19 protein-coding genes are annotated in these 24,189 nt (G+C 41.9%); 7 read left to right on the forward strand and 12 right to left on the reverse strand.

Going from position 1 to position 24,189, the window contains the following annotated elements:
* The first annotated feature begins 62 nt into the window (after positions 1-62).
* The 3 genes from MMU05_RS12890 to MMU05_RS12900 are packed head-to-tail and all read left to right on the forward strand — an operon-like array spanning position 63 to position 2,866.
* Entirely contained in the window at positions 63-941 is an 879-nt protein-coding gene (locus tag MMU05_RS12890; protein WP_241142089.1) for a DUF58 domain-containing protein, read from the forward strand.
* Positions 934-1,833 carry a hypothetical protein gene (locus tag MMU05_RS12895; protein ID WP_241142090.1) on the forward strand — a complete coding sequence of 300 codons (900 nt, stop codon included), beginning with the start codon at positions 934-936 and terminating at the stop codon, positions 1,831-1,833. The genes MMU05_RS12890 and MMU05_RS12895 overlap by 8 nt, the downstream gene beginning before the upstream one ends.
* The gene (locus MMU05_RS12900) at positions 1,820-2,866 is read left to right on the forward strand and encodes a vWA domain-containing protein (protein WP_241142091.1); all 1,047 of its coding nucleotides are present in this window, start codon (positions 1,820-1,822) and stop codon (positions 2,864-2,866) included. The genes MMU05_RS12895 and MMU05_RS12900 overlap by 14 nt, the downstream gene beginning before the upstream one ends.
* Before the next feature lie 7 nt (positions 2,867-2,873).
* Here the strand turns inward: MMU05_RS12900 and MMU05_RS12905 are convergent, their stop codons facing one another.
* The 6 genes from MMU05_RS12905 to MMU05_RS12930 all read right to left on the reverse strand — a co-directional run bounded on the left by MMU05_RS12905 (position 2,874) and on the right by MMU05_RS12930 (position 11,637).
* Positions 2,874-3,950 carry an alkane 1-monooxygenase gene (locus tag MMU05_RS12905; RefSeq protein WP_241142092.1) on the reverse strand — a complete coding sequence of 359 codons (1,077 nt, stop codon included), beginning with the start codon at positions 3,948-3,950 and terminating at the stop codon, positions 2,874-2,876.
* 416 nt (positions 3,951-4,366) lie between these two features.
* Positions 4,367-4,996 (reverse strand): hypothetical protein, encoded by a 630-nt coding sequence (locus tag MMU05_RS12910; RefSeq protein WP_241142093.1) that lies wholly within the window; start codon positions 4,994-4,996, stop codon positions 4,367-4,369.
* A gap of 150 nt (positions 4,997-5,146) precedes the next feature.
* Positions 5,147-6,514, reverse strand: coding sequence for a cystathionine beta-synthase (locus MMU05_RS12915; protein WP_241142094.1), 1,368 nt, complete (start codon positions 6,512-6,514; stop codon positions 5,147-5,149).
* Between the two features lie 99 nt (positions 6,515-6,613).
* Complete coding sequence (locus MMU05_RS12920) at positions 6,614-7,498, reverse strand: ROK family protein (RefSeq protein ID WP_241142095.1); 885 nt, start codon at positions 7,496-7,498, stop codon at positions 6,614-6,616.
* An 84-nt stretch (positions 7,499-7,582) separates the two neighbouring features.
* The gene (locus MMU05_RS12925) at positions 7,583-9,913 is read right to left on the reverse strand and encodes a glucosamine-6-phosphate isomerase (RefSeq protein WP_241142096.1); all 2,331 of its coding nucleotides are present in this window, start codon (positions 9,911-9,913) and stop codon (positions 7,583-7,585) included.
* A 266-nt stretch (positions 9,914-10,179) separates the two neighbouring features.
* On the reverse strand, positions 10,180-11,637 hold the full coding sequence (locus MMU05_RS12930; RefSeq protein ID WP_241142097.1) for a DUF294 nucleotidyltransferase-like domain-containing protein: 1,458 nt from the start codon (positions 11,635-11,637) through the stop codon (positions 10,180-10,182).
* A 51-nt stretch (positions 11,638-11,688) separates the two neighbouring features.
* Here MMU05_RS12930 and gndA point away from each other — a divergent pair, with 51 nt between their 5' ends.
* The 3 genes from gndA to MMU05_RS12945 all read left to right on the forward strand — a co-directional run bounded on the left by gndA (position 11,689) and on the right by MMU05_RS12945 (position 15,812).
* On the forward strand, positions 11,689-13,623 hold the full coding sequence (gndA, locus tag MMU05_RS12935; protein WP_241142098.1) for an NADP-dependent phosphogluconate dehydrogenase: 1,935 nt from the start codon (positions 11,689-11,691) through the stop codon (positions 13,621-13,623).
* Between the two features lie 451 nt (positions 13,624-14,074).
* Positions 14,075-15,448, forward strand: a complete 1,374-nt coding sequence (locus MMU05_RS12940; protein WP_241142099.1) for an amidohydrolase family protein — start codon at positions 14,075-14,077, stop codon at positions 15,446-15,448.
* 157 nt (positions 15,449-15,605) lie between these two features.
* Positions 15,606-15,812, forward strand: coding sequence for a type II toxin-antitoxin system VapB family antitoxin (locus MMU05_RS12945; protein ID WP_241142100.1), 207 nt, complete (start codon positions 15,606-15,608; stop codon positions 15,810-15,812).
* An 82-nt stretch (positions 15,813-15,894) separates the two neighbouring features.
* Here the strand turns inward: MMU05_RS12945 and MMU05_RS12950 are convergent, their stop codons facing one another.
* From MMU05_RS12950 to kbl, 6 genes are all read right to left on the reverse strand, one after another.
* Positions 15,895-16,992 carry a DUF4249 domain-containing protein gene (locus MMU05_RS12950; RefSeq protein ID WP_241142101.1) on the reverse strand — a complete coding sequence of 366 codons (1,098 nt, stop codon included), beginning with the start codon at positions 16,990-16,992 and terminating at the stop codon, positions 15,895-15,897.
* Positions 16,949-18,424, reverse strand: coding sequence for a Kelch repeat-containing protein (locus MMU05_RS12955; RefSeq protein ID WP_241142102.1), 1,476 nt, complete (start codon positions 18,422-18,424; stop codon positions 16,949-16,951). The genes MMU05_RS12950 and MMU05_RS12955 overlap by 44 nt, the downstream gene beginning before the upstream one ends.
* 104 nt (positions 18,425-18,528) lie before the next feature.
* The gene (locus tag MMU05_RS12960; RefSeq protein WP_241142103.1) at positions 18,529-19,572 is read right to left on the reverse strand and encodes a DUF4249 domain-containing protein; all 1,044 of its coding nucleotides are present in this window, start codon (positions 19,570-19,572) and stop codon (positions 18,529-18,531) included.
* A 10-nt stretch (positions 19,573-19,582) separates the two neighbouring features.
* Complete coding sequence (locus MMU05_RS12965; protein ID WP_241142104.1) at positions 19,583-21,082, reverse strand: IPT/TIG domain-containing protein; 1,500 nt, start codon at positions 21,080-21,082, stop codon at positions 19,583-19,585.
* A gap of 99 nt (positions 21,083-21,181) precedes the next feature.
* Positions 21,182-21,610, reverse strand: coding sequence for a hypothetical protein (locus MMU05_RS12970; RefSeq protein WP_241142105.1), 429 nt, complete (start codon positions 21,608-21,610; stop codon positions 21,182-21,184).
* A 169-nt stretch (positions 21,611-21,779) separates the two neighbouring features.
* Entirely contained in the window at positions 21,780-22,976 is a 1,197-nt protein-coding gene (gene kbl / locus MMU05_RS12975) for a glycine C-acetyltransferase (RefSeq protein ID WP_241142106.1), read from the reverse strand.
* Positions 22,977-23,130: 154 nt separating this feature from the next.
* Between kbl and MMU05_RS12980 the strand changes: the two genes are divergently transcribed.
* The gene (locus MMU05_RS12980; RefSeq protein WP_241142107.1) at positions 23,131-24,078 is read left to right on the forward strand and encodes an NAD-dependent epimerase/dehydratase family protein; all 948 of its coding nucleotides are present in this window, start codon (positions 23,131-23,133) and stop codon (positions 24,076-24,078) included.
* Positions 24,079-24,189 lie beyond the last annotated feature (111 nt).

Here is a 24,189-nt window from a genome sequence, read left to right on the forward strand (position 1 = left end):
TGATCACATATCGTTTTTTAATTCAATTATCAACCTTAATTTAGGCCTTTGAAAAATCAGCCATGAACGAACTGCTCAAAAAACTCAGAAGGTACGAGATAATGATCCGGAAGGTGGTCAACAACCAGCTTCAGGGTGACTATCAATCCATCTTCAAAGGCGCGGGATTGGAATTTGATGACCTGAGACCCTACCAATACGGAGATGATTTCAGGACGATAGAATGGAAAGTATCCGCCAAAGGCCATGGTACCTTTGTCAAAACCTTTAGGGAAGACAAAGACCAATCGGTTTATTTCCTCATAGACATCAGTGGATCGCAGGATATCGGACAGGAAGGGAAAAAGAAAATAGATATCGGAAAAGAGATTGCCGGCGTTTTGACTTTGGCGGCTGTGTTTGAGGGAAGTCAGGTCGGATTGATTTCTTATTCGGACCAAAAAGAAAAAATCATCCTGCCGGGAAAAGGTCCGAAGCAAGGAGTGAAAATCATACAGGGAATCTTTGGGCACAAAAACATTTCCCAAAAAACCAACTTGACAGAAATGTTCAACTTTGCACTGAACCTGATCAAGAAGAGAAGCATTGTGATCGTGATTTCTGATTTTATCGATGAAGGATATGAGAGACCATTCAAGGCTTTGGCCCAAAGACATGATCTCGTAGCCGTCCAGGTGACGGATCCGCGGGAATCAGCGCTTCCAACATTGGGAATCATTCCAGTCTACGACAAAGAAGAAGGCCGGACGACTTGGGTAAATACTGCCTTTGGTAGCTTTTCCAGAAAAATAGCAGATACATTTACTTCCGAAAGGGAGCATCTCAAAACAATCTGCAAGAAAAACCAGATCAATTATCTGGGCATCAGCACCAAGGACGACATCGTGATTCCTTTGATAGAATTATTCAAAAACCGTAACCGGACAATGAAACGTGGGTAAAGTATTATTCTTCCTTTGCATAATCAGCTACTTTCTGATACCTCAGCAGGCCCATTCCCAGGACCTTGAGGTGGAAGGGTATTTCATGCAGGATTCGGCCATGCTTGGCGAAAGGGTCGGGTATGTCCTCAAAGCAAAATCAAAACCCGGAGTAAATATTGTTTTCCCGGACTCGACACATAATTACTCTCCATTTGTCCTCTTGGAGAAAAAATCCTTCATTTCCTCCACGCAAGAGGATGTCACTGTTGATTCGGTGGTTTACTATGTAAGCAATTTTTCTCTTGATCCTGTTGCCAAACTCGCCCTTCCGGTATATGAAGTATTCAGATTTGACAGTTTGGTTCACATGCCTTTGGAAGCAGGTTTGGCATTGAAACTGACCATTGACCCCCTTCCCGAAGAGCTGGCGTTCAAGGATAACAACGTCTACCAACCCATTCCTACAGAATTCAACATGCTGGTATTACTCCTGATTGTAGGAGTCATTGCAGTTTTGGCAATAATCGTATTGGTTATTTTCGGTAAAAAAATCAAAAGAAAATGGGATAATTGGCGGGAAAAGCAAAAGTACAAGCGCTTTGTCAAAAGGTGGAATGCCGCCGAAACCGCCTTTGCAGCTACGCCGGATATGGCCCAAGCCGATGAGCTCCTTGGCCTCTGGAAAACTTACATGGAACACCTCAATGACGAGCCGTTCAGAGAGTGGACCACGACGGAGATTTCAGAATTCCTCGACAACAAGGAGATCATCAAGGATTTTAGAGCCATCGAAATGGTAATCTACGCCGGCAAAGAAGGAAAAGACATCACCGAAACCTGCAATAACCTGAAAGATATCTGCACGGATTCTTTCAAGAAAAAGATAACAGAACAAGATGAATCCAAATAATATTGCTGACTTTTTTTCTTGGTTCTGGTTTTTGCCTGAGACCTTCAAGACTTTTGAGTGGGAAAATCTATGGGCGCTGCACCTCATTTGGATTGCACCTTTGATTTTGGTTTTGAGAAAGTTTGTAAAATTTCTCAAAAATCCCGTCCTCGAGCTTTCATTGCCGGGTACAGTTTCTCAAAACAATCCGTGGACTTATCTCCGGTTGATTCCCGGGCTGATGTTTATCCTTGCGGTTTGGATGATTGTCATTGCCTTGGCACGTCCCCAAAAAAGCAACGAACGGGTTGAGCAATCTACAGAGGGAATTGACATCATGATCGTGATGGATATCTCAGAATCGATGGACCTGCAGGATTTCAAACCCAACAGGCTTGAGGCCGCCAAAGAAACCGCGATTGACTTTATAAACGGGAGGTTTGGAGATAGAATCGGTATGGTGATTTTCTCGGGAGAAGCTTATTCGCTAGCACCCTTGACGACGGATTATGCCCTGCTGACTGATTTGGTCAAGGATATTTCATTCAATATGATGGATGCAAAAGGTACTGCCATCGGATCAGCTTTGGCTGCCGGGACCAACAGGATGCGTGAATCAGAATCCAAAAGTAAAGTCATGATCTTACTGAGTGACGGGGAGAGCAATGCCGGAAACGTCGATCCACTTTTTGCTGCGCAGTTGGCCGCGGCTATGGATATCAAGATCTACACCATTGCGGTGGGCAAAGACGGCATGGTGCCATACGGCGTGGACTTCTTTGGCAGACCGCAGATGGTCGAGAGCTACCTGGATGAATCTACCCTTCGGGAAATCGCCGGAATCGGCAGCGGAGAGTTTTTCAGAGCATCGGATGACAATGCCTTGGAGCAGATTTTTGACCAGATCAATACCATGGAAAAAGCAGAAATCCTGGAATCACGGTATAAGGAAACAACAGACTACTACCGGGTATATCTCTTTTGGGGTATCCTGTTGTTCTTAGCTTGGCTTGGACTGAAGAGTACTTTCTTCAATAATTTCTTGCTGGATTAAGATAACCTCAAACCCCCACCTTCTCCTTCCATTCCTCCAACCTCCTGTCCATCACCTTGAACCATAAAGGTGGAAACAAAGCCAAAATAATCATGGCTGAATATCCCTGTGGCAGCTGCGGGCTTTGGTCGTAATGGTTAAGGACCTGATAGCGCTTATGGGCATATGCATGGTGGTCGGAATGCCGTTGAAGCTGGAACAAAAGGAAATTGCTGACCATATGACTTGCATTCCAAGAGTGCAAATGTGTCACTTTTTCATACCTTCCATCTATTTTCTTTCGAACCATCCCATAATGCTCAATGTAATTCACCAATTCCAACAGACTGAAAGCGAAGAAACTCTGGGCAAAAAAGAAAACAGGAATTTCCCATACAAATTTGCCAAGGAAGAAAGAGAAAATAATGGTGAAAATTCCAACAAATAAAAGTGGATAGATTGCAAACCAGATCATTTGATTATCTATAGACCAAAAAGGAATGCCTCTTTTTTGAAGTCTTTCCTTTTCTAAATTTACAGCGCTGCTGTAGCCCTTTGTGACAGACCTCCACCAAAAGCTATAAAAAGTCTCCCCAAACCTGCTTGTGGCCGGATCTTCAGGTGTGGCCACCCGTACATGATGCCCCCGATTGTGCTCAATGATAAAATGCATGTAACAAACGGTCATCAATAAAGTTTTGGAGTAATCTTGCTCCAAATCGTCACTTTTATGCCCCAATTCATGGGCAACAGTAATCCCAACCCCTCCTGTAACCAATGCCATTCCTGTAGTAAATGCAAGCCATTCCCAAAAAGAAAGAGTAAAAGCTGCCACAACATAAAAGCCCCAAACCAAAACACCAATCTGCACATACACCCAAATGAAAGTCACAAAACGGTAAAAACGCTCTTTGGAAATATTGGAGATTTCATTTTCGGGTATATTGGTCTTGTCAGTACTGATGAGAAAATCCAAATATGGTACTAAAACAAAAACAAATGCATGGATCAAAAGCAGGTTTAAACCACCCAAATGGAAGCCTCCAATCAACAAAACAGGAAGGATAAATGCAGAAAAAAAACCGATTTTCTTTAGGGGATTCATAGGCGGAAGTTAGGAAATGGGAATTGAAAAAAAAACAGCAAAGAATTATCCGCTACTTTGCCAATAGACAGAAAAGGGGCAACCAAAATCAGGCATTGTCAATAAGTCCATAGCCACTGCGATGGAACTTCAATCCGAGTTTTATATAGTTAATGGCCAGAAAGTGGATACCCACAGAACAGCAACAACCATTCTTATTTACTATTGCCAAGAATCACCTTTACATGTATTGTACGCGATGATCCAACTTGAATTGTAATTCTATATAAATCTTGTTGGGAGATTGGAATTGCCCGGAACATCCCTGCCCGACGACAGGCGGGGGTCTTCCGACTTCGTCCCGATAGCTATCGGGATCCGTCCCAATTGTAATTGAATATTTGGTAATTGGCAAAGAAGCGGATAACCATATTTTTCTATTCAGAAAAGATATCTTTTGTCAAATCCTCAAACAAAATGTAGGTAGCATAGAATGAAATCGGGATGGTGACCAATAACCCCAACCCTAACGTGAGAATACCCAACAAATTGATAATGATTAAGATCAATGTGAAAACAAAAAATTTCCACCACCTCACCGTGATCAACTTTCTGCTTTCTTCCAATGCTGTCCAAAAATCAAATCCACCGAACAAAGCCATCAAAACCGCAAAGCTATATCCTACTGCGAGGTAAATTCCCGGAATCAAAAATGCAAATAATCCCAAAGCCACCAAAATCTGGCCAATCAACCAAATAGAAAAAATCGGCATGTAAAAACTGAAGCCCTTGAAGAAATCCGGATAGATTACCGGTAATCCCAAACTGATCCTATTGGCCGCTAAATAGAATCCCGAATAGAGCGGAGGTGCCAAAAACAACGCAAAAACAAAGGCAAATTTCTGAAGGTACACAGCGGCCATCAACTGCAAAGAAATGATGAGCATGGTATAGGCGACACTCAAAACCGGCTGCTTGAGAAACATTTGCCAAGCCCTTTGAAATATGTCCTTGAAATCGAAATCGTAACCTGTAACCCTAAGTTGTTCTAATTTTTCTTTACTCATTTATAAGACAAGAGATGTGAGAATGAGATTTGAGACATGAGATTTGAGAAAAATTCGAATCTCGGTATGAAAGGATTATTCAATTATTTAAATCCATTTATCATCAAGAAACCGATACAAATAACCCAATAAACAATTAGCCATTAACCATTATTTTGTCATCGCTTCCAAAATATCATGTTTGGTGACAATATGGATCTGATGGTTATCATCTCTTACCAAGACGGCTTTCTCTTTATCCAACATCGAACTCAACACATCCAAGGTGCTGTCCAAAGCCACGAATTTCATGGATGCTTCCATCACGTCGGCGACAGTTGCGTCTTTGAGCTCAGGATTCTCAATTATTTTTGTCAACAATTTGCTGTCTGTAAGGCAGCCCACTACTTGACCATCTTCCAAAACAGGGATTTGGGAAACGCTTTTCCCATTCATCAGGTGGATGGCATCTTTGACTTTGTCATTTTTGTGGGAAACTACCAATTGGTAACTGCCATTTCTAGCACTGATGATATCTCGGGCTGTTCCAAAAGTTTTGTTTTCAAGAAAGCCGTGGTTCCGCATCCAATCGTCATTGTAGATTTTGCCGAGATACCTCGTCCCATGGTCAGGAAGGATGATTACCATGCGGTCTCCCTCTTTCAGGTTTTCTTTGGCATATTCCAAAGCGCCATGAACGGCAGATCCACATGACCAGCCTACGAACAAGCCTTCTTCCCTTGAAAGTCTTCTTGTCATGACGGCCGCATCTTTATCAGTCACTTTGATAAAGTGATCAATCAGTGAAAAATCAACATTTTTTGGCAAAATATCCTCACCAATCCCTTCAGTCAGGTAAGGGTAAATTTCATTTTCGTCGAAGATTCCTGTTTCTTTATATTTTTTGAATACCGAACCATAGGTATCAATTCCCACGGTGATGATGTCAGGATTTTGTTCTTTCAGGTATTTGGCTGTACCACACATCGATCCTCCTGTGCCCACCCCGGCTGCATAATGGGTAATTTTTCCTTCTGTATCGCGCCAGATTTCGGGACCTGTGGTCTCGTAATGAGCTAGCGAATTGGATAAGTTATCGTATTGGTTAGGATAAAAAGAGTTGGGAATATCCTGATTCAGTTTTTTTGCCACTGAATAATATGACCTTGGATCATCCGGAGTCACATTCGTCGGACATACGATCACTTCTGCACCAACTGCTTTGAGGATATCGATTTTCTCTTTGGACTGTTTGTCAGCCATCGTAAAAATGCACCTGTACCCTTTGGCAATGGCGGCCAAAGCCAATCCCATTCCGGTGTTCCCGCTTGTTCCTTCTATGATTGTTCCTCCCGGTTTCAAAAATCCGGCTTCTTCCGCATCTTCGACCATCTTGATGGCCATCCTGTCTTTCATCGAATTTCCTGGATTGAAATATTCAACTTTGACGAGAATCTCTCCCTTGATGCCTTTGTTCAGCCTGTTCAACCTTACCATCGGTGTATTTCCGATGGTTTCAATAATGGAATTATAAATCATAAAATTTGGGTTCTAGAGCCCGAATTTACGAATAATTTTAAACCTCATGCATTTCTAACTGAGGTATCCAAATTTTATTTCGAAAGGGTTGTCACGCCGTCAGGACGCTTTGGCAACAGGTTCGACTTGGACGGCGTATTCGTCCACCAAAGCAACTGCCCCATGTATTGCTGTTTCATCCAGATCCGAAATCAAAATTTTGAGATTTTGGCTGATTGAGGGATATTTAAAAGTTGCAATATTGGCCATCATGCTTTCCTTAAAATATGGAAAAGCTTTCCGGATCGACCCGCCCAAAACTATCGCCTGAGGCGCCAAAGTGTACAGGATATTTTTGATCAACTCACCGAGGTGATGACCGAACTCCGCATAGGCTTTAATAGCCTCGGGATCACCTTCTTTGGCTTTTTTTGCCAAGGTTTTGGCTCTAGAACCATATTTGGCATCAAAAAATTTATTGCTGCAATAAAACTCAAAATCCTGATCGAGGTAAGGTGCCGAGCACCATTCACCTGCCGCACAATTGAATCCACAATACAAATGGCCATTGGCAATAATCCCTGCACCTAATCCTGTTCCAAGGGTAATACCGACTACATGCCTATAAACACGTGCCGCGCCAAACTTATACTCTCCGAGGGCAAAGCAATTGGCATCATTGTTTATATATACCGGTTTTGAAAATCTTTCTTCCAAAAAATCCCTCAAATGGACCCTCCTGAAAGAGGGAATGTTTTCGAGGTTGAGCACTACACCCAAATCCGTATCAATCAATCCCGGGATACCAATTCCAATCGCATAAAAATCATGATGGCTGTAAGAAGAAATCAATTCCGCGATTGTCTCCAGGATAAAATCCTGGCTTTCCTGAGAGGGAGTAGCAATGGTGCGGATATCAATCAATTCAGAACCAACAAGAACTCCTGCTTTGATGTTGGTGCCTCCAATGTCAAGTCCAAGAATGGGTTTTTCGGTTTTCAGCATAGGTCTAAGGTTTTTAAGCTTTAAACAGAAAAAGAAGAATGATTCTTTCATTCTCCTTTTTCCAAAATTTTGGTTTGCTATCGGTTAATCTAGCATACCCTCTATGGATTTTTCAAGTTCGCGTGCATGTGCCAAAAACTCTTCCACATTCATGTCTTTGAAAAAGATCAGCCCATGACTGGATCTGACTTTTGCTGTTTCATGAAGGTAAAAATAATTTTTCCCCAAAAGTAACTGAATATCGTCAAGTTGTCCAACCCATGTACGCTTGGCAACAGTAGAAAATTTACCATTGTGTGAGTAGCTCGGGAAAGAGGCATTCACTTGGCTGAGGTAACAGTTGGAGAATGAATCTTCCATCACCGACATGTCGCCCAGGGAAACCGGCACGATTACATTTGCTTCATGAGGCTCAAATTTGAACCACACATTTCTATAGCCGATGATTCTCAACTTGCTCAGGTCTTTTTCCTCACCCCACTGTCTGACAGCCTCTGCAGTGGCTTGAAGGACTTTATAGTGCGTGTCAGGACCCGAACCTTCAGGATCAAGGGTCAGACTGATTTTGGTAGGATTGACTTTTCTGAACAATTCAACAATCGGAATAACGTCCCTTTTTTTGTCAGGCTGCTCCGTAAAAATATCCCCGGTGTAGAATCCCAATCTCAAATGGTGCACATTTTTCACTTGGACTCCAAAATGAGCCCAAACAAGTTCCTCTTCAAATTCCCTGATCATTCCTTTGAGTTTCTGGATTTTGGCCGGATTTTTTTCTCCGTCATAGGAATTCCTGAGGATACTGATGATGTCGTTGATGGTTTCTCTCAACTTGGCCGCCGACTTGACTTCAAACACATCGACCACAGCACGGACTACCCTGTGGCAAAGTCCCCTGATCCTTTCATCCAAATCCTCTGAAGCCACGTTGGTCAGAAAATGGTAGACATCTTTATCAGTTTTCAGTTTGTACCCAACATCAAAGAAATCCTCAAATTTGACCATCTGAATCTTTCCTTCATCCAAAAGTTTTTTGGTCTGGAGAAGGGTATCGATCACAAAAGTATTGGTGACCGCAGTAAACCCTGATGTCAAGACAGAGAAGTGGGCCTCATTGCTGTATTCATGCAATTGGTTGGTGATATGGGGCAAAATACCCAATGAAATATCATCATGGTGAGGTCCTGTATGGAGCAAAACTTCATCCCGCTCCTGTGTGATGCCACGGGTAAGTTTGGCAATGGTACTTTCCATAACCTGATTGACCGTTTCCTCGGACAATCCGGGAATCATGGCGGTATATTTATCGGCTTTCAGGTCCTCCATTTTGAGACGGTGACCATATTTCTTGATTTTTTTACAAAGGTCAACGATGGACCTTTCTGTTTTTTCCCAAGTCCATTCGCCTTGACGATAATAGGCATCCACAGAATCTGTCAACTTCACCGCGGCACCTTTGGTCACATAAAAACGTCCATTCTTCAGTTTTTGTAGAACTGTGGCCGGGTAGACATTGTCCAATGGAGTCTCAAGGGAATCTTTGACAATTTGTGCTTTGGCTTCACCGGCAGCAATGATGATCCCAACTGCATCGGGATTGAACACAATCGTGTCAAGACCAATGGTGATGACCAGCCTATTGGCCGATACTTCTATCCCTCCCAAATCCCCTGCTGCTACCGCTTGGGTTTCAAAGTTGGTTTCTGTCAGCCTTGTCGTTGAAAAAAGATGCGAACCGCGGGTATTGAAGGCAATGTGGCCATCCGGCCCGATGCCGCCCAAAAAGAATCCGATTCCGCCTGCATCTCTTATTTTCTGCTCATATTGACCACACCAATGGTCGATTTTGTAAATCGATTCTTGTTGGATTTTTTCTAAGTTGTTTATCGGGTCACGGAATCTCAAGGAAAGATCCACTTTGAGATCAGGGAAAACTTCCTTGAAATGTTTCCCTCCTGCTAAAGGAATCTCATCCGAATTGATCAGGATTGCCTTTTCTTTGCTCAGACCGAATCCTTCGAGGTAAAATTTATTGACGTAGTCAAAAAAACTGTTTTTCTGCTTGGAAGAAATCGGATAAAACTCATCTATCTGCACAAAAGTCAAATCCTTGAGATAGGGTTTTTTGACGGCCCCAAGTCCATATTTTTCTCTTGTTTCTTTTCCCTTTTTGGTGTCCCAATTCTCCAAAAGGTATTGTGTCCATTTGATGAAATATTCCGGGGTTTTGCCTGTTGGCAAACTGATGACTCCCTTGGGATTTTCAGAAACCCATTCCAAAAATCTACAAGCGGTGATAAGCCCTAGTTTTGGGAAGTTATCCACCAAAAGATAGGGAATCAGCGTACTTATCTTATCCACACCGGATTCTCTTTGGAAAGCTTTTTCTACTTCTGAAAGCGGGTATTTGCTAAGCATAGGACTGTTTTTTTGTTTCGGACTTTTTAGAAATATATGACAAATGGAGTGACGCAATTTTTTCAATTCCCAACGAAAACAACCCAATTTAAATTTGGCATCTATTCATTCGCGAAGAATAAATATTTAGGCTTGCTCGGATTGCCTTCTGTATTCAACTTAATTTAATTAAGTACAGACGGGAAATTATTTATGCAAAAATAAAAAAACTTTTACGTTAAATCATAGACTTTTATAAAAATTTTAAAAAAGATATTCAAATTTTGCTAAAATATATTTTTAGTAAATTCAATCTTGATTTTCAATTGAAATTCTTTGATCACCTTGAATATTTCCACCAAAGTCACCATCTGCACTTTGGTCAGCTCATCGGTACTGACGTGGTTGGTCGGATTGCTTTTGTTTTCCATAAGCTGTAGCGACTGTTTTTCCAACCTGATCCCCATAAGGTAATAGTAGGCGTGGGAAATCTCCTTAGCTTCCTTGTCGGTAAAGATTTTTTGCTCCTCGAGCATCCTGATCCTGTCTCCTGTATTGGTCTCAAAAATCCTGTATTTCAAAGCAAATATTCGGACAAGGTCCACGATAGGCGTCATGGTTTTCTTGATGTTGAAATGTTTCTCCCCATCAATTTTATAGGTTTTTATATTTTTGAAAAAAGTCAGTGGCGGCTCAAACTGAAGTGCATTGGTCCCCATATTGATAAAAAACTTCTCGGAAGGATTTTCAAGCTGTTGGTCCATAAATTTCCTCAAATCCTCCAACAACCCAAATTCCCCATAAATCGGCCTGCAGTCGAAGAAAGTCGAATACTTCATGACAGTTTCGGGAGTGGATTCCTGAATCCAGCTTTCATAATTCCGCTTCCAATGGGAAAGAGAATGAGTCCATTTTGGGTTTTTGGCCATAAATCCACCCTTGCAGAACACAAATCCGACCTGATCCAAGGCAAAAGAAACCCTTTCGGCAAAATCCAAAAAGTATTCCCTGACCATTTCGCGGTGCTCATTGGCCTTGTCCTCATAGATGATGGCGTTGTCCTGATCGGTTTTGAGGGTTTGCTCTGCCCTTCCCTCGCTGCCAAGCACAAAAAACACAAACTTGGCGGGGGGTTCGCCTATTTCCCTGATGGTATTTTCAATGATCCTCAGGGCAATCGTGTCCGCTACGGCGGTAATGATCTGATTGACGATCTGTGATTTGAGCCCTTTATCGATCAGCTGATGGATAATTTGGGGAACTTGCTCCCACTTTTCCTTCAGTTCTTCCGTATCCATAGACTGCTTCACAGATTGGATAAAAACAAAAGGGCCCTGCGCCTGCTCGGAAAGGATTTTATTTCTGCTGATCCAGCCGACAAATGTTTCTTTGTTTTTGACCAAAAGGTATCGCGTCTTGGTCCGGAACATCATCAAAAGCGCTTCATACAGGAAAGCTGAATCCTGAATGTAAACGATATTCCTGTCCATGATTTCTCCCACAGGGGTATCAAAAGAAAGCTTATCGGCGATAATCCTGTCCCGGAGCGTGATATCAGTGACGAATCCAATAATTTCATTGGGAGAATCTCCAATAAAAAAGCAGGAAATCTTGTCCTTAGCCATCAATCGGGCAACTTCAAAAACAGGGGTATGGACCGGACAAACCGATAAATTACGGAAATGGAGGTCCCCGACTTTTTTGGTGTAGATGTGGTCAATATTATTTTCAGCTGTGGTTATCATTCCTTCCCAAACTCTTCATGGTGAAAATAATTAAATTTCTTAATTTCGGCTATGGTAATTATTGTAACAGGTGTTTCGGGAAGCGGAAAAACAACTTTGGGTTCCCTATTGGCCAAGAAACTTCGGCTGCCTTTTTTTGATGCAGATGACTTTCATCCCAAAGCCAATGTGGAAAAGATGACACAGGGAATTCCCCTGACCGACCACGACCGACAGCCTTGGCTCGAGCACCTTGCTGATAATATTAATGCATGGGAATCAGCAGGCGGCGGAATCCTCGCCTGTTCGGCACTACGAGAACACTACAGGCAAATCCTCCAAGTAGTTCCTTCGATAGTATGGCTGCACCTCATTGGCAGCAAAGATATTTTGACCGAAAGGCTTTCCTTGCGGAAAGGCCACTATATGAATCCCGGCCTATTGGATTCCCAATTGGAGACTTGGGAGGAACCCGAATATGGACATCGGATTGATATCTCAAAAACTCCTGAAGAAATGGTTGCGGAAATTCTGAAAATAGAAGAAATCAAGATGCCATCACTTCACTTTGGTGTCATCGGCATGGGAGTGATGGGCAAAAGCCTTGCCCTCAACCTTGCTGACAACGGAATCCCTACGGCAGTGTACAACAGACATGTCGAAGGAAAAGAGGAAAAAATCGCTTCCACATTTGCTGCTGAAAATTCGGATTTTCCACTTTTGAAAGGTTTTGATGGGTTAGAGGAATTTATCTCTTCCCTCGAAAAACCCAAGAAAATCCTCCTGATGATCCCTGCCGGCAATGCGATAGACATGCAGATCGCCCAATTGCTTCCGATGCTTGAGCCGGGAGACATCATCATTGACGGGGGAAATTCATTTTTTGAAGATTCGAAAAGAAGGTACGAAGAGCTAAATTCAAAAGGCTTCCATTTTATTCCGATGGGAGTTTCCGGAGGGGAAGAAGGAGCGAGAAAAGGACCGTCTTTGATGCCAAGCGGAAATCAGGAAGCGTATGACTTGGTATCCCCTTACCTCAAAAAAATCGCCGCCAAAGACAATAACGGTGCGCCATGTGTCAGCTTTATCGGCAATTCGGGCGCGGGACATTTTATCAAAATGGTCCATAACAGCATTGAATACGGTGAAATGCAGACATTGGCTGAAACTGTGCACCTGATGAAGTATGGGCTGAAACTCTCCTATCCCGAAATTTCAAGAACATTAAAATCCTGGACCAATGAAGGTCTGAAAAGTTACCTGCTCGAAATCACCGCCGACATCCTGCTTGCCAAGGAAGGGAAAAACTTCCTGCTCGATCAGGTGTTGGACAAAGCCGGACAAAAAGGAACAGGCTCTTGGTCATTGACCACCGCATTGAAATACAATGTCGCTTATAGCCCACTTTCTGAAGCTGTCACCGCTAGGATGCTGTCCGGCAACAAAGACGAACGTGAAGAATTGGCTACTTTTTTCGGTCATCGATTCGGAGCTTTTGGAGAAGACAAGGTCATTCTGATTGAGAAAATCAAAAACGCTTACGCCCTCACCCGCATCATCAACCACGAGGTAGGATTTGAATTGATGAATCAGGTCTCACTAACAGAAAACTGGAACCTCAATATGAGTGAGATATCACGGATTTGGACCAATGGATGTATTATCCGTTCGACGCTGATGGAAAACATGGTTGCTTTGTATAAGGAAAACAGTTCGCTGCTGAAAGCCAAACAGATGAAAACCAAGATCAAAGAACTCCGGTATGACCTTTCTTACATCGTTGGCTTGGGTATTCAGCACAATTATGCCTTGCCGGTCATGTCGGCCGCTATCAATTACTTCTATGGAAGGATTACCACCGATTCCTCAGCCAATCTGATTCAGGCACAAAGGGATTACTTTGGCGCACATACCTATCAGCGAAGAGACGATCCCAATGGACCATTTCATCATTCAGACTGGAAAGGAAGTATCCCTAAGGGGGGAAGTATGGAGATTGGGTATTAGGGGGTTGGATTTTGGTTATTTGGTTATTTGGTTATTTGGTTAATGGGTTAAGGGTTAATTGGTTTATTATCCTTGAATTCAAAAAGGCAGATATTGATTGATATTTGATACTAATTGATATTGCCGCACCATTAAAAAGCGTATTTGATTTGAATGCAGAAAGAAAAATGGAAAATTATGTTTTTGATAAAAATTTAGTTGAATAAAGGGATGTTTTCAAAAACCTTAATCTCTAATAACAACGATTAGGTTCCGGTCAAATATCCATGAATATCCAGTATCAATAAATATCCATTAATGAAAAAATGGATAAAAACTTACCAAAGCTTCCAATCCAAGGATCAATATCAAATAATATCCATCCCGATAGCTATCGGGATCAATTAATATCCATACCACAGATACAGGATAAGTTTCTTCCACCTGAAATCCTGAATAAACAACCCAAATTATGAAAACGATCTTCAAATATTTCCTAACCCTTTGTTTGACCTTATTGGTATTCCTCCAGTCAAAAGCACAGGAATTTATCGTCACCAATGTCCATGTCATCGGTATGCGAAATGACAAGGTTCTCAAAGACCATTTTATCCATATCAAGGGAGATAAGATTGTCGGTATATTTCCCAAAAAGGACTTGGGCAAGTTTGAGAAAATGGAAAAGATCGACGGCAAAGGTGCTTATGCTTTCCCGGGTTTGGCGGAAATGCATTCTCATATCCCGGTAACTGAAAATGGCGATTTTTCCTATATGCAGGATGTTATGTGGCTGTACTTAGCCAATGGAATCCTCAATGTCCGCGGGATGATCGGCCATGATTCCCACCTTGAACTCAAAAAGAAAATAGCTTCCGGTGAAATTACCGGACCGAGGATTTTTGCAGCGGGACAATCGCTCAACGGCAATTCTGTCGCAGACCCTGAAAGCGGTGCCAAAATGGTCCGTGACCAAAAAGCGGCCGGTTTTGACCACCTCAAATTACACCCGGGATTGGATATGCCCAAGTTCCTTGCCATCGCCAATACCGCCAAGGAAGTCGATATCAAATTTGGCGGACACATTTCCCTGGACGTCGGCTTGGTCAACTCCCTGAACAATGGCTATCGTTCTGTAGAACACATGGATGGCTATATCGAGGCTTTGGTCGCTGACAAGTCCAAACTTGATCCACAAGTAGCCGGTTCCTTCAGTATGCTCGCTGTGAAATATGCGGACATGTCAAAAATCCCCGATCTGGTAAAGTTATCCGTGGAGAAAAAAGCTTGGATCGCACCCACGCTGACTTTGTTTGAGCGCTTCTTTGGATACATTCCGGCGGATGAGTTTCGCCTGGAATCAGACATGAAATACATGCCCGGCCTGCAGGTACAGCAGTGGGTCAACCAAAAGAAACTCCTCGAAAACCAAGGCATGCTCAAGGAAGAAAATGTCAAACCCTATCTTGAATTCAGAAAGACAATGCTGATGGCCTTGCACCGTGGCGGGGTGCCGATGGTCATGGCTTCAGATTCTCCGCAGGTATTTAACGTTCCCGGATTTTCTATCCACAATGAAATCTCTGCCATGCAGGATGCCAGCATGACTTCTTATGAAATCCTAAAAACCGGATCTGTTAACGTGGCAAAGTATTTTGAAAGGGAAGGAGAATTTGGCGTGATTGCAACCGGTGCTTCAGCGGATTTTGTATTGGTGGAAGGAAATCCCTTGGAAAATCTATCCAACCTCCGAAACGTCCAAGGTGTCATGGTCCGCGGAGAATGGATTCCAAAAAATGTCCTCCAACAGGAATTGAATAGGATTGAGACAAAGAATTTGAGGAAGTGAAAAAAAAGTCCATAGTCCATAGTCAACAGTCCATAGCCGCTGAATTTGAACTTCAAACCAAATGAGCCACAGATACTTAAAAGAAAATAAAAATAAATAGTACTACAATTTTTTGATAAGATGGCATATTGTATTTTTATTCAAAAATTATTTTAAAATGAAAGTTACTGTAATCTTACCTGACGAATTGATCAAAGAAGCTTTGGAATATACCAAAGCAGAGACCATTACAGAAGCTTTGAAAATGGTTTTAAAAGGTTACATTTCAAGCCAAAAGCTAAAAAATTTGAGCCTTTCTATTCTCCAGGAGCCACTTGAATTTAATTACTCAGCAAAAGAATTACGTAAGAAAAATAACTTGTGATAGCTTTTGTATTTAATACTTTTGATTGAAAACCGCAATCAACCCTAATGGGAATTTTTTTCCGAAGGAAATTAGTGATCCATTATGGATCCACAGGCCTCGGTGCCACCGGTTGGGTCAAAACCCTGCAGTCATCATTGAAAGGTCTTTGGATCTGAAAGAGATCCAAGTCTTCGACGGAGAGATTGATCTTCGTTTCAGAAACTCCTGCAGCAAAAAAATGTCCCAAAACCGTCTCTTCAGGATTGGTCAGGCAAACCATATTTCCCCTGATGTTCGCCGGAGGAGGGTCAAACACACTTCCTGTCAGGGTCATCTGTTGATTGATCAGCCTCAAAAACCTGTAGGTATCTTCCGAAATAGCCATCTGCTCAAAATCAAACCTGTATTTGTATGATAACCGGAAACCGTTATCCTCAATAAACCCGGCTATCTGCCCGGTATTCAGTCCGTTGAAATTACTGTCCTCAGCCAAAAAAAGCGCTTTGATCAGCTTGGAATCAGGGATATCACAAAAACTACAGCAAGGCTTGGGTTGGTAAGGAGAGTTAGGTAAACTTCCTGGTGGACGATAGCGCTCTGGAAAAGTTTGAACAGCAGAAACGGCATTTTTAATCCTCCAATAATAAAAATTTTGGGTCTCCGAAGGATCTTTAAATATTGCCGTTAATTGCAAACCCGATCTTGGCTGTAACCTGTTTTCTGTTGGTATGATTATGGTCCGATAACTAAGTGAATCAAGTTGCGGGACAGCCTGGGCCAATGATGGAAAAGACGTGTACTCTACCCCTTCTCTTGTGGTGATTTTTAAGGAATAAGTCCTTCCGATAGTAGCACTAAAAAACGAAGGCGTTTCATAAACTCCTTGTATCCTTTCATTTAAAAATATCACCAAACCACTTTCATTCTCTCTAATTGCAACTGTGGCCTGTGTCACAGGTCTTATAAAATCCACAAAAACGCTTCCGTAGGCAGCTGTTCTGGTGATCTTGATGGTATGTGGCCCGGGTCCATTGGTGATGTGGCCTTCCACACTCAACATACTTTCACCTTCCGGCGCTACCACCGGGTATGGCTCGATACAGGCAGTTACAAATACTATCAGTATAAATATCCAGTTTCTCATCTTTTCCAATTTAAAAAGCATCAGGATCAAACTCCCAAAATTCCATGCTGCCATTTCCGTTTTGGGCTAAAGGCTGGTTCGTTGACCGCAGAAGGTAAAACAACCCGTTTTGGGAAAAGAACCCAAGGTTGTTCCCTAGAAATACTCCGGGAAAATTGATCTTTCTTTTCCACCTGTTCTGGATCAAATCCAGTTCCCAAATCTCAATTGTTTGCTTATAAAACCCGATAATAGCCCGGTTTCCCGATACGGATGCTGTACCCAAACCATTGACATTATCCCCAGGAAAAGTCCCGATAATATTTCTTTCTCCTGTTTCGGGATCCAATTCATAAAGCTCCTTCCGCTCGGTGATGAAGTAAAACTTATCCTTATAGACATAGTGCGGCAGGTTATTCTGAATAGTAAATGGGAAATTGAATTCTGTTTTCCAAGAATCAGTAGCCGGATTATACTCATATAAGGCATTTTCATGACCGAATACACTTCCTCCCAATACATAAATTTTCCCCCTGCTTTGAAATGCAATGCTGTTCCGGGAAGGGAATGGTACATCGGCTTTTCTGATTAATGAAGAACCTTCCAATTTATAAAAAGCATTATTTGGGATAAACTGATTGTTTGCGGGAATTGTAGCTGAACCACCACCAAAATACCCTCCAACTCCAAAACCACTGATATGTGGCGAAATATTAAACATTAGGCTTTTCCATAAGTCCGTTTCAGGGTCAAATTCCCAATAATCAGGATTGATCACGAACTCAGATTGTTGACCCGATCCTACATAAATTTTTTCATTTACTTTGAAGCTGATGGAATTGGCCAACCGGAATTTCTCAGGGAAACCAATAAAGCGCATTTTGCCTACGATATATTCAAATGGGTTTTCAAAAACCAATTCCCGCCCGTTGCTGATGATCCGTATCTTCGGAGAAGGATTGTTTTGGATGGGGGGAATAATCACTTTCAGCAAAGATTCATACACTATTTCCTGAATGGAGGCTTCTGTTTCATCAAAAAATACCCTTGTATCGCTTCCAAGATTCAATCCTAAAATTTCAATACTTTGACCCGGCAAGGCATACTCAGGAGAAAAAGAAAAAATCCCAGGATTAAGTGAGTTTAATTGAATGACATTCCCAAAAGATAAATTCCCTCCAGCTTCGGTATATGCTTTCGCAAAATATAAGCGATCGGGTTCCAGACTCCTGATTTCTCCGACAAACCTGCCCGGACCATTTCTAGTACCTAGAGAAACCACAATAGGATCAGAAAACCCTTCCTCAGTAGCCACCCAAAATCCATGGTCCTCCACCTGAATCTGTTCATTGGTAATCAATCTTCCTACCAACCTGGCACTTTCACCACTGACATACAAGGGCGTTTCTGTAAGTAAAGCAAAGGTGGGAGTACTCTCCTTTTCGCAGGAAAATACCAAAATTGCTACCGCAATGAGAACAAACCCTATATGCCTATTTAACTTCATTCTCCCGATTTTTCTTTTGCTATAAATCCAAATTTGAAAACTAAATATATCAAAAAAAAAAAAAATGAAAACTTCTATTTTTTTCTCAATGAAATTAAAAAAATCTAAGGATCCACAGGCCTCGGTGCCACCGGTTGGGTCAAAACCCTGCAGTCATCATTGAAAGGTCTTTGGATCTGAAAGAGATCCAAGTCTTCGACGGAGAGATTGATCTTCGTTTCAGAAACTCCTGCAGCAAAAAAATGTCCCAAAACCGTCTCTTCAGGATTGGTCAGGCAAACCATATTTCCCCTGATGTTCGCCGGAGGAGGGTCAAACACACTTCCTGTCAGGGTCATCTGTTGGTTGATCAGTCTCAAAAACCTATAGGTATCTTCTGATATCGCCATTTGCTCAAAATCAAACCTGTATTTGTATGACAACCGGAAACCGTTGTCTTCAATAAACCCGGCTATCTGCCCGGTATTCAGTCCGTTGAAATTACTGTCCTCTGCCAAAAAAAGCGCTTTGATCAATTTAGAATCCGGAATATCACAAAAACTACAGCAGGGCTTGGGTTGGTAAGGTGAATTTGGTAAACTAAAAGGAGGACGATAGCGCTCCGGAAAAGTTTGAACAGAAGAAATGGGATTTTTCACCCTCCAATAATAATAATTCTTCATATCTGATGGGTCATTAAAAAATGCAACCAATTGCAAACCTGATCTCGGTTGTAACCTGTTTTCAGTCGGAATAATAATTGATCGATAACTGAGAGAATCAATAATGGGAACAGGATGCAATTTGGAAGGGAAAGAAATGTATTCGGACCCTTCTGAGGTAACTATTCTAAGTGAGTAAGAATTTCCTGTTGTTGCCCTGAAGCCGTCAGGTGTTTCATATATACCTTGGCTGGTTTCTTTCAAAAAGGTAACAAGCCCTGTTTCAGTTTCTTTTACGGCTACAGTGGCCAAAATAACAGGCCTGATAAAATCCACAAAAACACTTCCGTAGGTTGCTGTTCTGGTGATCTTGATGGTATGTGGCCCGGGACCATTGGTGATGTGGCCTTCTACACTCAGCATGCTTTCACCCTCAGGCACCACTACCTCATAAGGTTCAATACAACCATACAGGAATAGTAAAAATAGAAAGAACCAGTTTCTCATCCTTTTCATATTAAAATGCGTCAGGATCAAACTCCCAAAATTCCATGCTGCCATTTATGGCCAAAGGCTGGTCAGTAGATCTTAATAAGTAAAACAAACCGTCTTGGGCAAAAAACCCGAGGTTGTTACCAAGAAATACACCCGGGAAATTGATTTTTCTTTTCCACTTGAGCTGTATCAAATCCAATTCCCAAATTTCAACCTCCTGCTTATAAAACCCGATGATGGCACGGTCTCCTGAAACCGACGCTGTCCCAAATCCATTGATATTTTCTCCCGGAAAAGTCCCGATAATATTTCTTTCTCCTGTTTCGGGATCCAATTCGTAAAGTTCCTTCCTTTCAGTGATGAAGTAGAACTTATCCTTATAAACATAATATGGCAAGTTATTCTGAATAGGGAAGGGAAAATCAATTCCAATTTTCCAACTATCCGTTTCAGGAGTATATTCAAATAAAGATGTTTCAAATTCCTTGAGACTCCCACCCAAAACAAAAATCCTTCCATTGCTTTCAAAGGCTATACTATTAATAGATTTAAAAGGTAAATCTGCTTTTCTGATTAGCCCGTTTCCATCCCAAAACCAAAAAGCCTTGTTAAAGGTAAATTGATTGTTGCTGCGAATGGACTCCGAACCTCCTCCAAAATATCCGCTAACCCCAAAACCGTAAAGATGGGGTTTGATTCCTAAATCTAGCTTTTCCCAATTATCAGTAATTGGATCAAACTCCCAATAATCGGAATTGATAACGAATTCAGATTTTTGTCCTGAACCGACATAAACTTTTCCATTTGCCTGAAAACTCACTGAATTACTTAGCCTGAAAGTTTCCGGAAAATTGATAGGGCGGAATTTCCCCACCATATATTCAAAAGGAATATCAAAAACCAATTCTACCCCATTGCTGATAACTTTGATAAAAGGAGAAGGATTATTCTGGATGGGCGGAATGGTAACTCTCAGTAATGATTCCAAAACAATTTCCTGAATGGCCGCTTCAGTATCATCAAAAAACACCCTCGTATCAGCCCCTAAGTTCAACCCCAATATTTCAATTATTTGCCCTTGAGATGCATATTGAGGTGAAAAAGAATATATTCCCGGACTCAAAGAATTCAATTGAATGACATTGCCGAAGGAGAAATCTCCACCTGATTGAGTAAAAGATTTTACATAATATACCCGGCCGGGAGCAAGACTTCTGATTTCACCTATAAACCTACCGGGACCATTTCTGACGCCTAGAGAAACCACCAAAGGATCTGAAAATTCCTGTTTTGTATCCACCCAAAACCCGTGGTCATCTACTTGAAGTTTTTCACTCGTAATCAATCTCCCTACCAACTTGGCACTCTCTCCGCTGATATCCAATGGGTTCTCTGTAAGTAAGGCAAAGGTGGGAATATCTTCTTTTTCATTGCATGAAAGCAACAATACCACCAAAATCACCGGGAAAAGAATTTTTACCATGTTGAAATTATTTACCGAACTTCCATTGGGAGTAGCCATATTGGGCAGGGTTTGTGAAGGTCTTTCATTGATGTTGAAAGTTCTACCAATAAAAGAACATGCCTTAATCACCTTATGAAATTTAAAAGGGCTCCATACTTAGTCAAAAAAATCCAGAGGCACACTTGAATATATGATGTTTTTCTTTTTATAGGCTTCTTTGGAGAAAAAAGCCATATCCTCCGCAACAATGGAAGATGCATCAAATTGATTTCCTTGGCAATCCATTAGGTAAAACATCAACCCTCCTCCAACTTTACTCATGAAATTTGTATAAAAGACACTGCTATTTTCATATTTGACCAAGGAAACAAAACCAATATAACTTCCTTTATGTGCCTTAGTTAATCTATCCTCCTCTGCCTTTTGAAGCATTTCACTAAACCAATCCATTGAAGCCTGTCCGCAAGAGTCTTGGGCTCTTTGTAACGCCATATCAACGTCCAGAACATCCGTTTCCCAATCATCTTTACTAATACAGCCTACACCTAATAAAAGTGGAATTAGAAAATAAATTATTTTTTTCATAGCCTTTTTCGGTTAAATTTTTTCTCAAATATTTTCAATTCTGAAAACTAAATATATCAAAAAAAAAAAAAATGACAATACAATTATTGAATCCCCTAAATACTAAAATCAAAATCCCCTTGGATAAGATTCCAAGGGGATTTTTGATATTCAATAAGATCTAGGATTTTTACTTAACCACACCCAATTCCTTCCCCACTTCTATAAAAGCAGCAATGGCCTGATCCAAATGAGCCCTTTCGTGGCCGGCAGAAATCTGCACCCTGATCCTTGCCTGACCTTTTGGCACCACAGGAAAATAAAATCCGATGACATATATTCCTTTCTCTAAAAGCTTTTCGGCCATTTTTTGTGACAGCACCGCATCATACAGCATGATGGGGACGATGGCATGTTCGCCGGGCTTGATATCAAATCCTGCCGCTGTCATCTTTTCCCTGAAGTATTTGGTGTTCACTTCTAGCTTGTCTCTCAGTTCGGTAGTCTCCGACAGCAGGTCAAAAACCGCAATCGAAGCACCTGTGATGGATGGAGCCAAGGTATTGGAAAACAGATAAGGTCTTGAGCGCTGACGCAGCAATTCGATGATTTCTTTCCTGCCGGAAGTGAAACCTCCCGAAGCACCGCCAAGGGCTTTGCCCAATGTCCCAGTGATGATGTCGATTTTCCCCATCACATTGCGGTATTCATGGACTCCACGGCCTGTTTTGCCCATAAAACCCGTAGAATGACATTCGTCAGACATGACTACAGCATGATATTTCTCTGCCAAAGCGACGATTTTGTCCAATTGTGCGATGGTGCCATCCATGGAAAAAACCCCATCTGTGACAATGATTTTATTTTGTGCACCTTTGGCATCGGCATCTTTGAGTTGTGCTTCGAGGTCTTCCATGTCATTGTGGTTGTAGCGAAAGCGCATAGCCTTACAAAGCCTGACCCCGTCGATGATCGAAGCATGGTTGAGCGCATCTGAAATGATCGCATCCTCAGCACCAAAAAGCGGTTCGAAAACTCCCCCGTTGGCATCAAAAGCCGCTGCATACAAAATAGTATCTTCGGTACCCAAAAACTTGGAGATTTTGGCTTCCAATTCCTTGTGGATATCCTGTGTGCCGCAGATAAACCTCACGGAAGACATTCCGAATCCGTGGGAATCAATGGCGTTTTTTGCCGCTTCGATGACCTTTGGATGCGAAGAAAGGCCCAAATAATTGTTGGCGCAGAAGTTCAACACCTTTTTGCCTCCGGCAATGGTAATCTCCGCAGCTTGAGGAGAAGTGATGATGCGTTCTTTTTTGAACAGGCCTGCCGCTTCGATTTCCTGTAACTCTTTCTCTAATTTGGGTTTCAAAGTATCGTACATAATATTTTGTATTGGGGGTTTTAAAAGAAAAAAACACTCGTACAATTAAAGTGAAATACATTCATCGAAATCACTATTTTTGTCGCTTTAAGTCCCAAATATAATTAAAAATCCCAAGGGCTTTTCCGGAGCACCGATAAGGAATATTTTAAAAATGGAAAGAATTTTGATCATTGGCGCAGCCGGACAATTGGGTTCGGAACTGACGCAGGCCATAGCCAACATCTACGGTGGAGACAATGTCATCGCCACAGACATCAATCCCAAAGCTTTGGAAAAGTTCGAAAACTGCAGGACTTCCGTCCTGGATGTGATGGACAAAGAGGCTTTGAAAGATTTGGTCAAAGACCAAAATGTGAAGCAGATTTACCATTTGGCTGCAGTGCTATCCGCCACAGGCGAGAAGATGCCTCTTTTTGCATGGAACCTCAATATGGAAAGCTTGCTTTTTGTATTGGAACTGGCCAAAGAAGAAAAACTGGATAAAATCTATTGGCCATCTTCCATTGCTGTTTTTGGCCCAAATACTCCCAAAGTCAACACACCTCAATATTGTGTCAAGGAACCTAATACGGTCTATGGCATTTCGAAGCAAGCCGGAGAAAGGTGGTGTGAGTATTATTTTCAGAAATACGGAGTAGACGTAAGAAGCCTGCGCTATCCGGGACTTATTGGCTATAAGTCACTTCCCGGCGGCGGGACGACTGATTATGCGGTTGACATCTACCACAAAGCAATTGCAGGTGAACATTTTGTTTCTTTCCTCCAAGAAGATTCCTACCTGCCAATGATGTATATGCCCGATGCGATCAAGGCCACTTTGGACCTGATGCATGCACCAAAAGAGCAGGTGAAAATCCGTTCGAGTTATAACCTTTCGGCCATGAGTTTTTCTCCAAAAGAAATTTTTGAAAGCATCAAAGTTCATTATCCTGAATTCAGCATCAGTTACAAGCCCGATTTCAGACAGGAAATAGCAGATTCTTGGCCGGACAGCATTGACGATAGCTGCGCAAGAAAAGACTGGGGTTGGCAACATGACTACAGTCTGGAAAAAATGACTGGCGATATTCTCAAGCATCTTCCGTCTTATTCGTTTTGATTTTCCGAAGTCTGGAGTTATTATGTTCCTGAAGCCCTGCCTTCCGGTAGGCAGGGATCAAATTGTAATAACCCCGAGTAAAGAACGCAACTCGGGGATGATGGCCAACCA

The sequence above is a fragment of the Cognataquiflexum rubidum genome (genome assembly GCF_022538115.1).
Classification (GTDB): Bacteria; Bacteroidota; Bacteroidia; order Cytophagales; family Cyclobacteriaceae; genus Cognataquiflexum; species Cognataquiflexum rubidum.

Excerpts from the sequence above, each read along its gene's own strand:
- MMU05_RS12980 (WP_241142107.1), top strand. The coding sequence starts at position 23,131 with ATGGAAAGAATTTTGATCATTGGCGCAGCCGGACAATTGGGTTCGGAA.
- MMU05_RS12940 (WP_241142099.1), top strand. The coding sequence starts at position 14,075 with ATGAAAACGATCTTCAAATATTTCCTAACCCTTTGTTTGACCTTATTG.
- MMU05_RS12970 (WP_241142105.1), bottom strand. The coding sequence starts at position 21,610 with ATGAAAAAAATAATTTATTTTCTAATTCCACTTTTATTAGGTGTAGGC.
- MMU05_RS12905 (WP_241142092.1), bottom strand. The coding sequence starts at position 3,950 with ATGAATCCCCTAAAGAAAATCGGTTTTTTTTCTGCATTTATCCTTCCT.
- MMU05_RS12930 (WP_241142097.1), bottom strand. The coding sequence starts at position 11,637 with ATGATAACCACAGCTGAAAATAATATTGACCACATCTACACCAAAAAA.
- MMU05_RS12955 (WP_241142102.1), bottom strand. The coding sequence starts at position 18,424 with ATGAAGTTAAATAGGCATATAGGGTTTGTTCTCATTGCGGTAGCAATT.
- MMU05_RS12965 (WP_241142104.1), bottom strand. The coding sequence starts at position 21,082 with ATGGCTACTCCCAATGGAAGTTCGGTAAATAATTTCAACATGGTAAAA.
- gndA (WP_241142098.1), top strand. The coding sequence starts at position 11,689 with ATGGTAATTATTGTAACAGGTGTTTCGGGAAGCGGAAAAACAACTTTG.
- MMU05_RS12900 (WP_241142091.1), top strand. The coding sequence starts at position 1,820 with ATGAATCCAAATAATATTGCTGACTTTTTTTCTTGGTTCTGGTTTTTG.
- MMU05_RS12910 (WP_241142093.1), bottom strand. The coding sequence starts at position 4,996 with ATGAGTAAAGAAAAATTAGAACAACTTAGGGTTACAGGTTACGATTTC.
- MMU05_RS12950 (WP_241142101.1), bottom strand. The coding sequence starts at position 16,992 with ATGGCAGCATGGAATTTTGGGAGTTTGATCCTGATGCTTTTTAAATTG.
- MMU05_RS12945 (WP_241142100.1), top strand. The coding sequence starts at position 15,606 with ATGAAAGTTACTGTAATCTTACCTGACGAATTGATCAAAGAAGCTTTG.
- kbl (WP_241142106.1), bottom strand. The coding sequence starts at position 22,976 with ATGTACGATACTTTGAAACCCAAATTAGAGAAAGAGTTACAGGAAATC.
- MMU05_RS12960 (WP_241142103.1), bottom strand. The coding sequence starts at position 19,572 with ATGAGAAACTGGTTCTTTCTATTTTTACTATTCCTGTATGGTTGTATT.
- MMU05_RS12920 (WP_241142095.1), bottom strand. The coding sequence starts at position 7,498 with ATGCTGAAAACCGAAAAACCCATTCTTGGACTTGACATTGGAGGCACC.
- MMU05_RS12925 (WP_241142096.1), bottom strand. The coding sequence starts at position 9,913 with ATGCTTAGCAAATACCCGCTTTCAGAAGTAGAAAAAGCTTTCCAAAGA.
- MMU05_RS12915 (WP_241142094.1), bottom strand. The coding sequence starts at position 6,514 with ATGATTTATAATTCCATTATTGAAACCATCGGAAATACACCGATGGTA.
- MMU05_RS12890 (WP_241142089.1), top strand. The coding sequence starts at position 63 with ATGAACGAACTGCTCAAAAAACTCAGAAGGTACGAGATAATGATCCGG.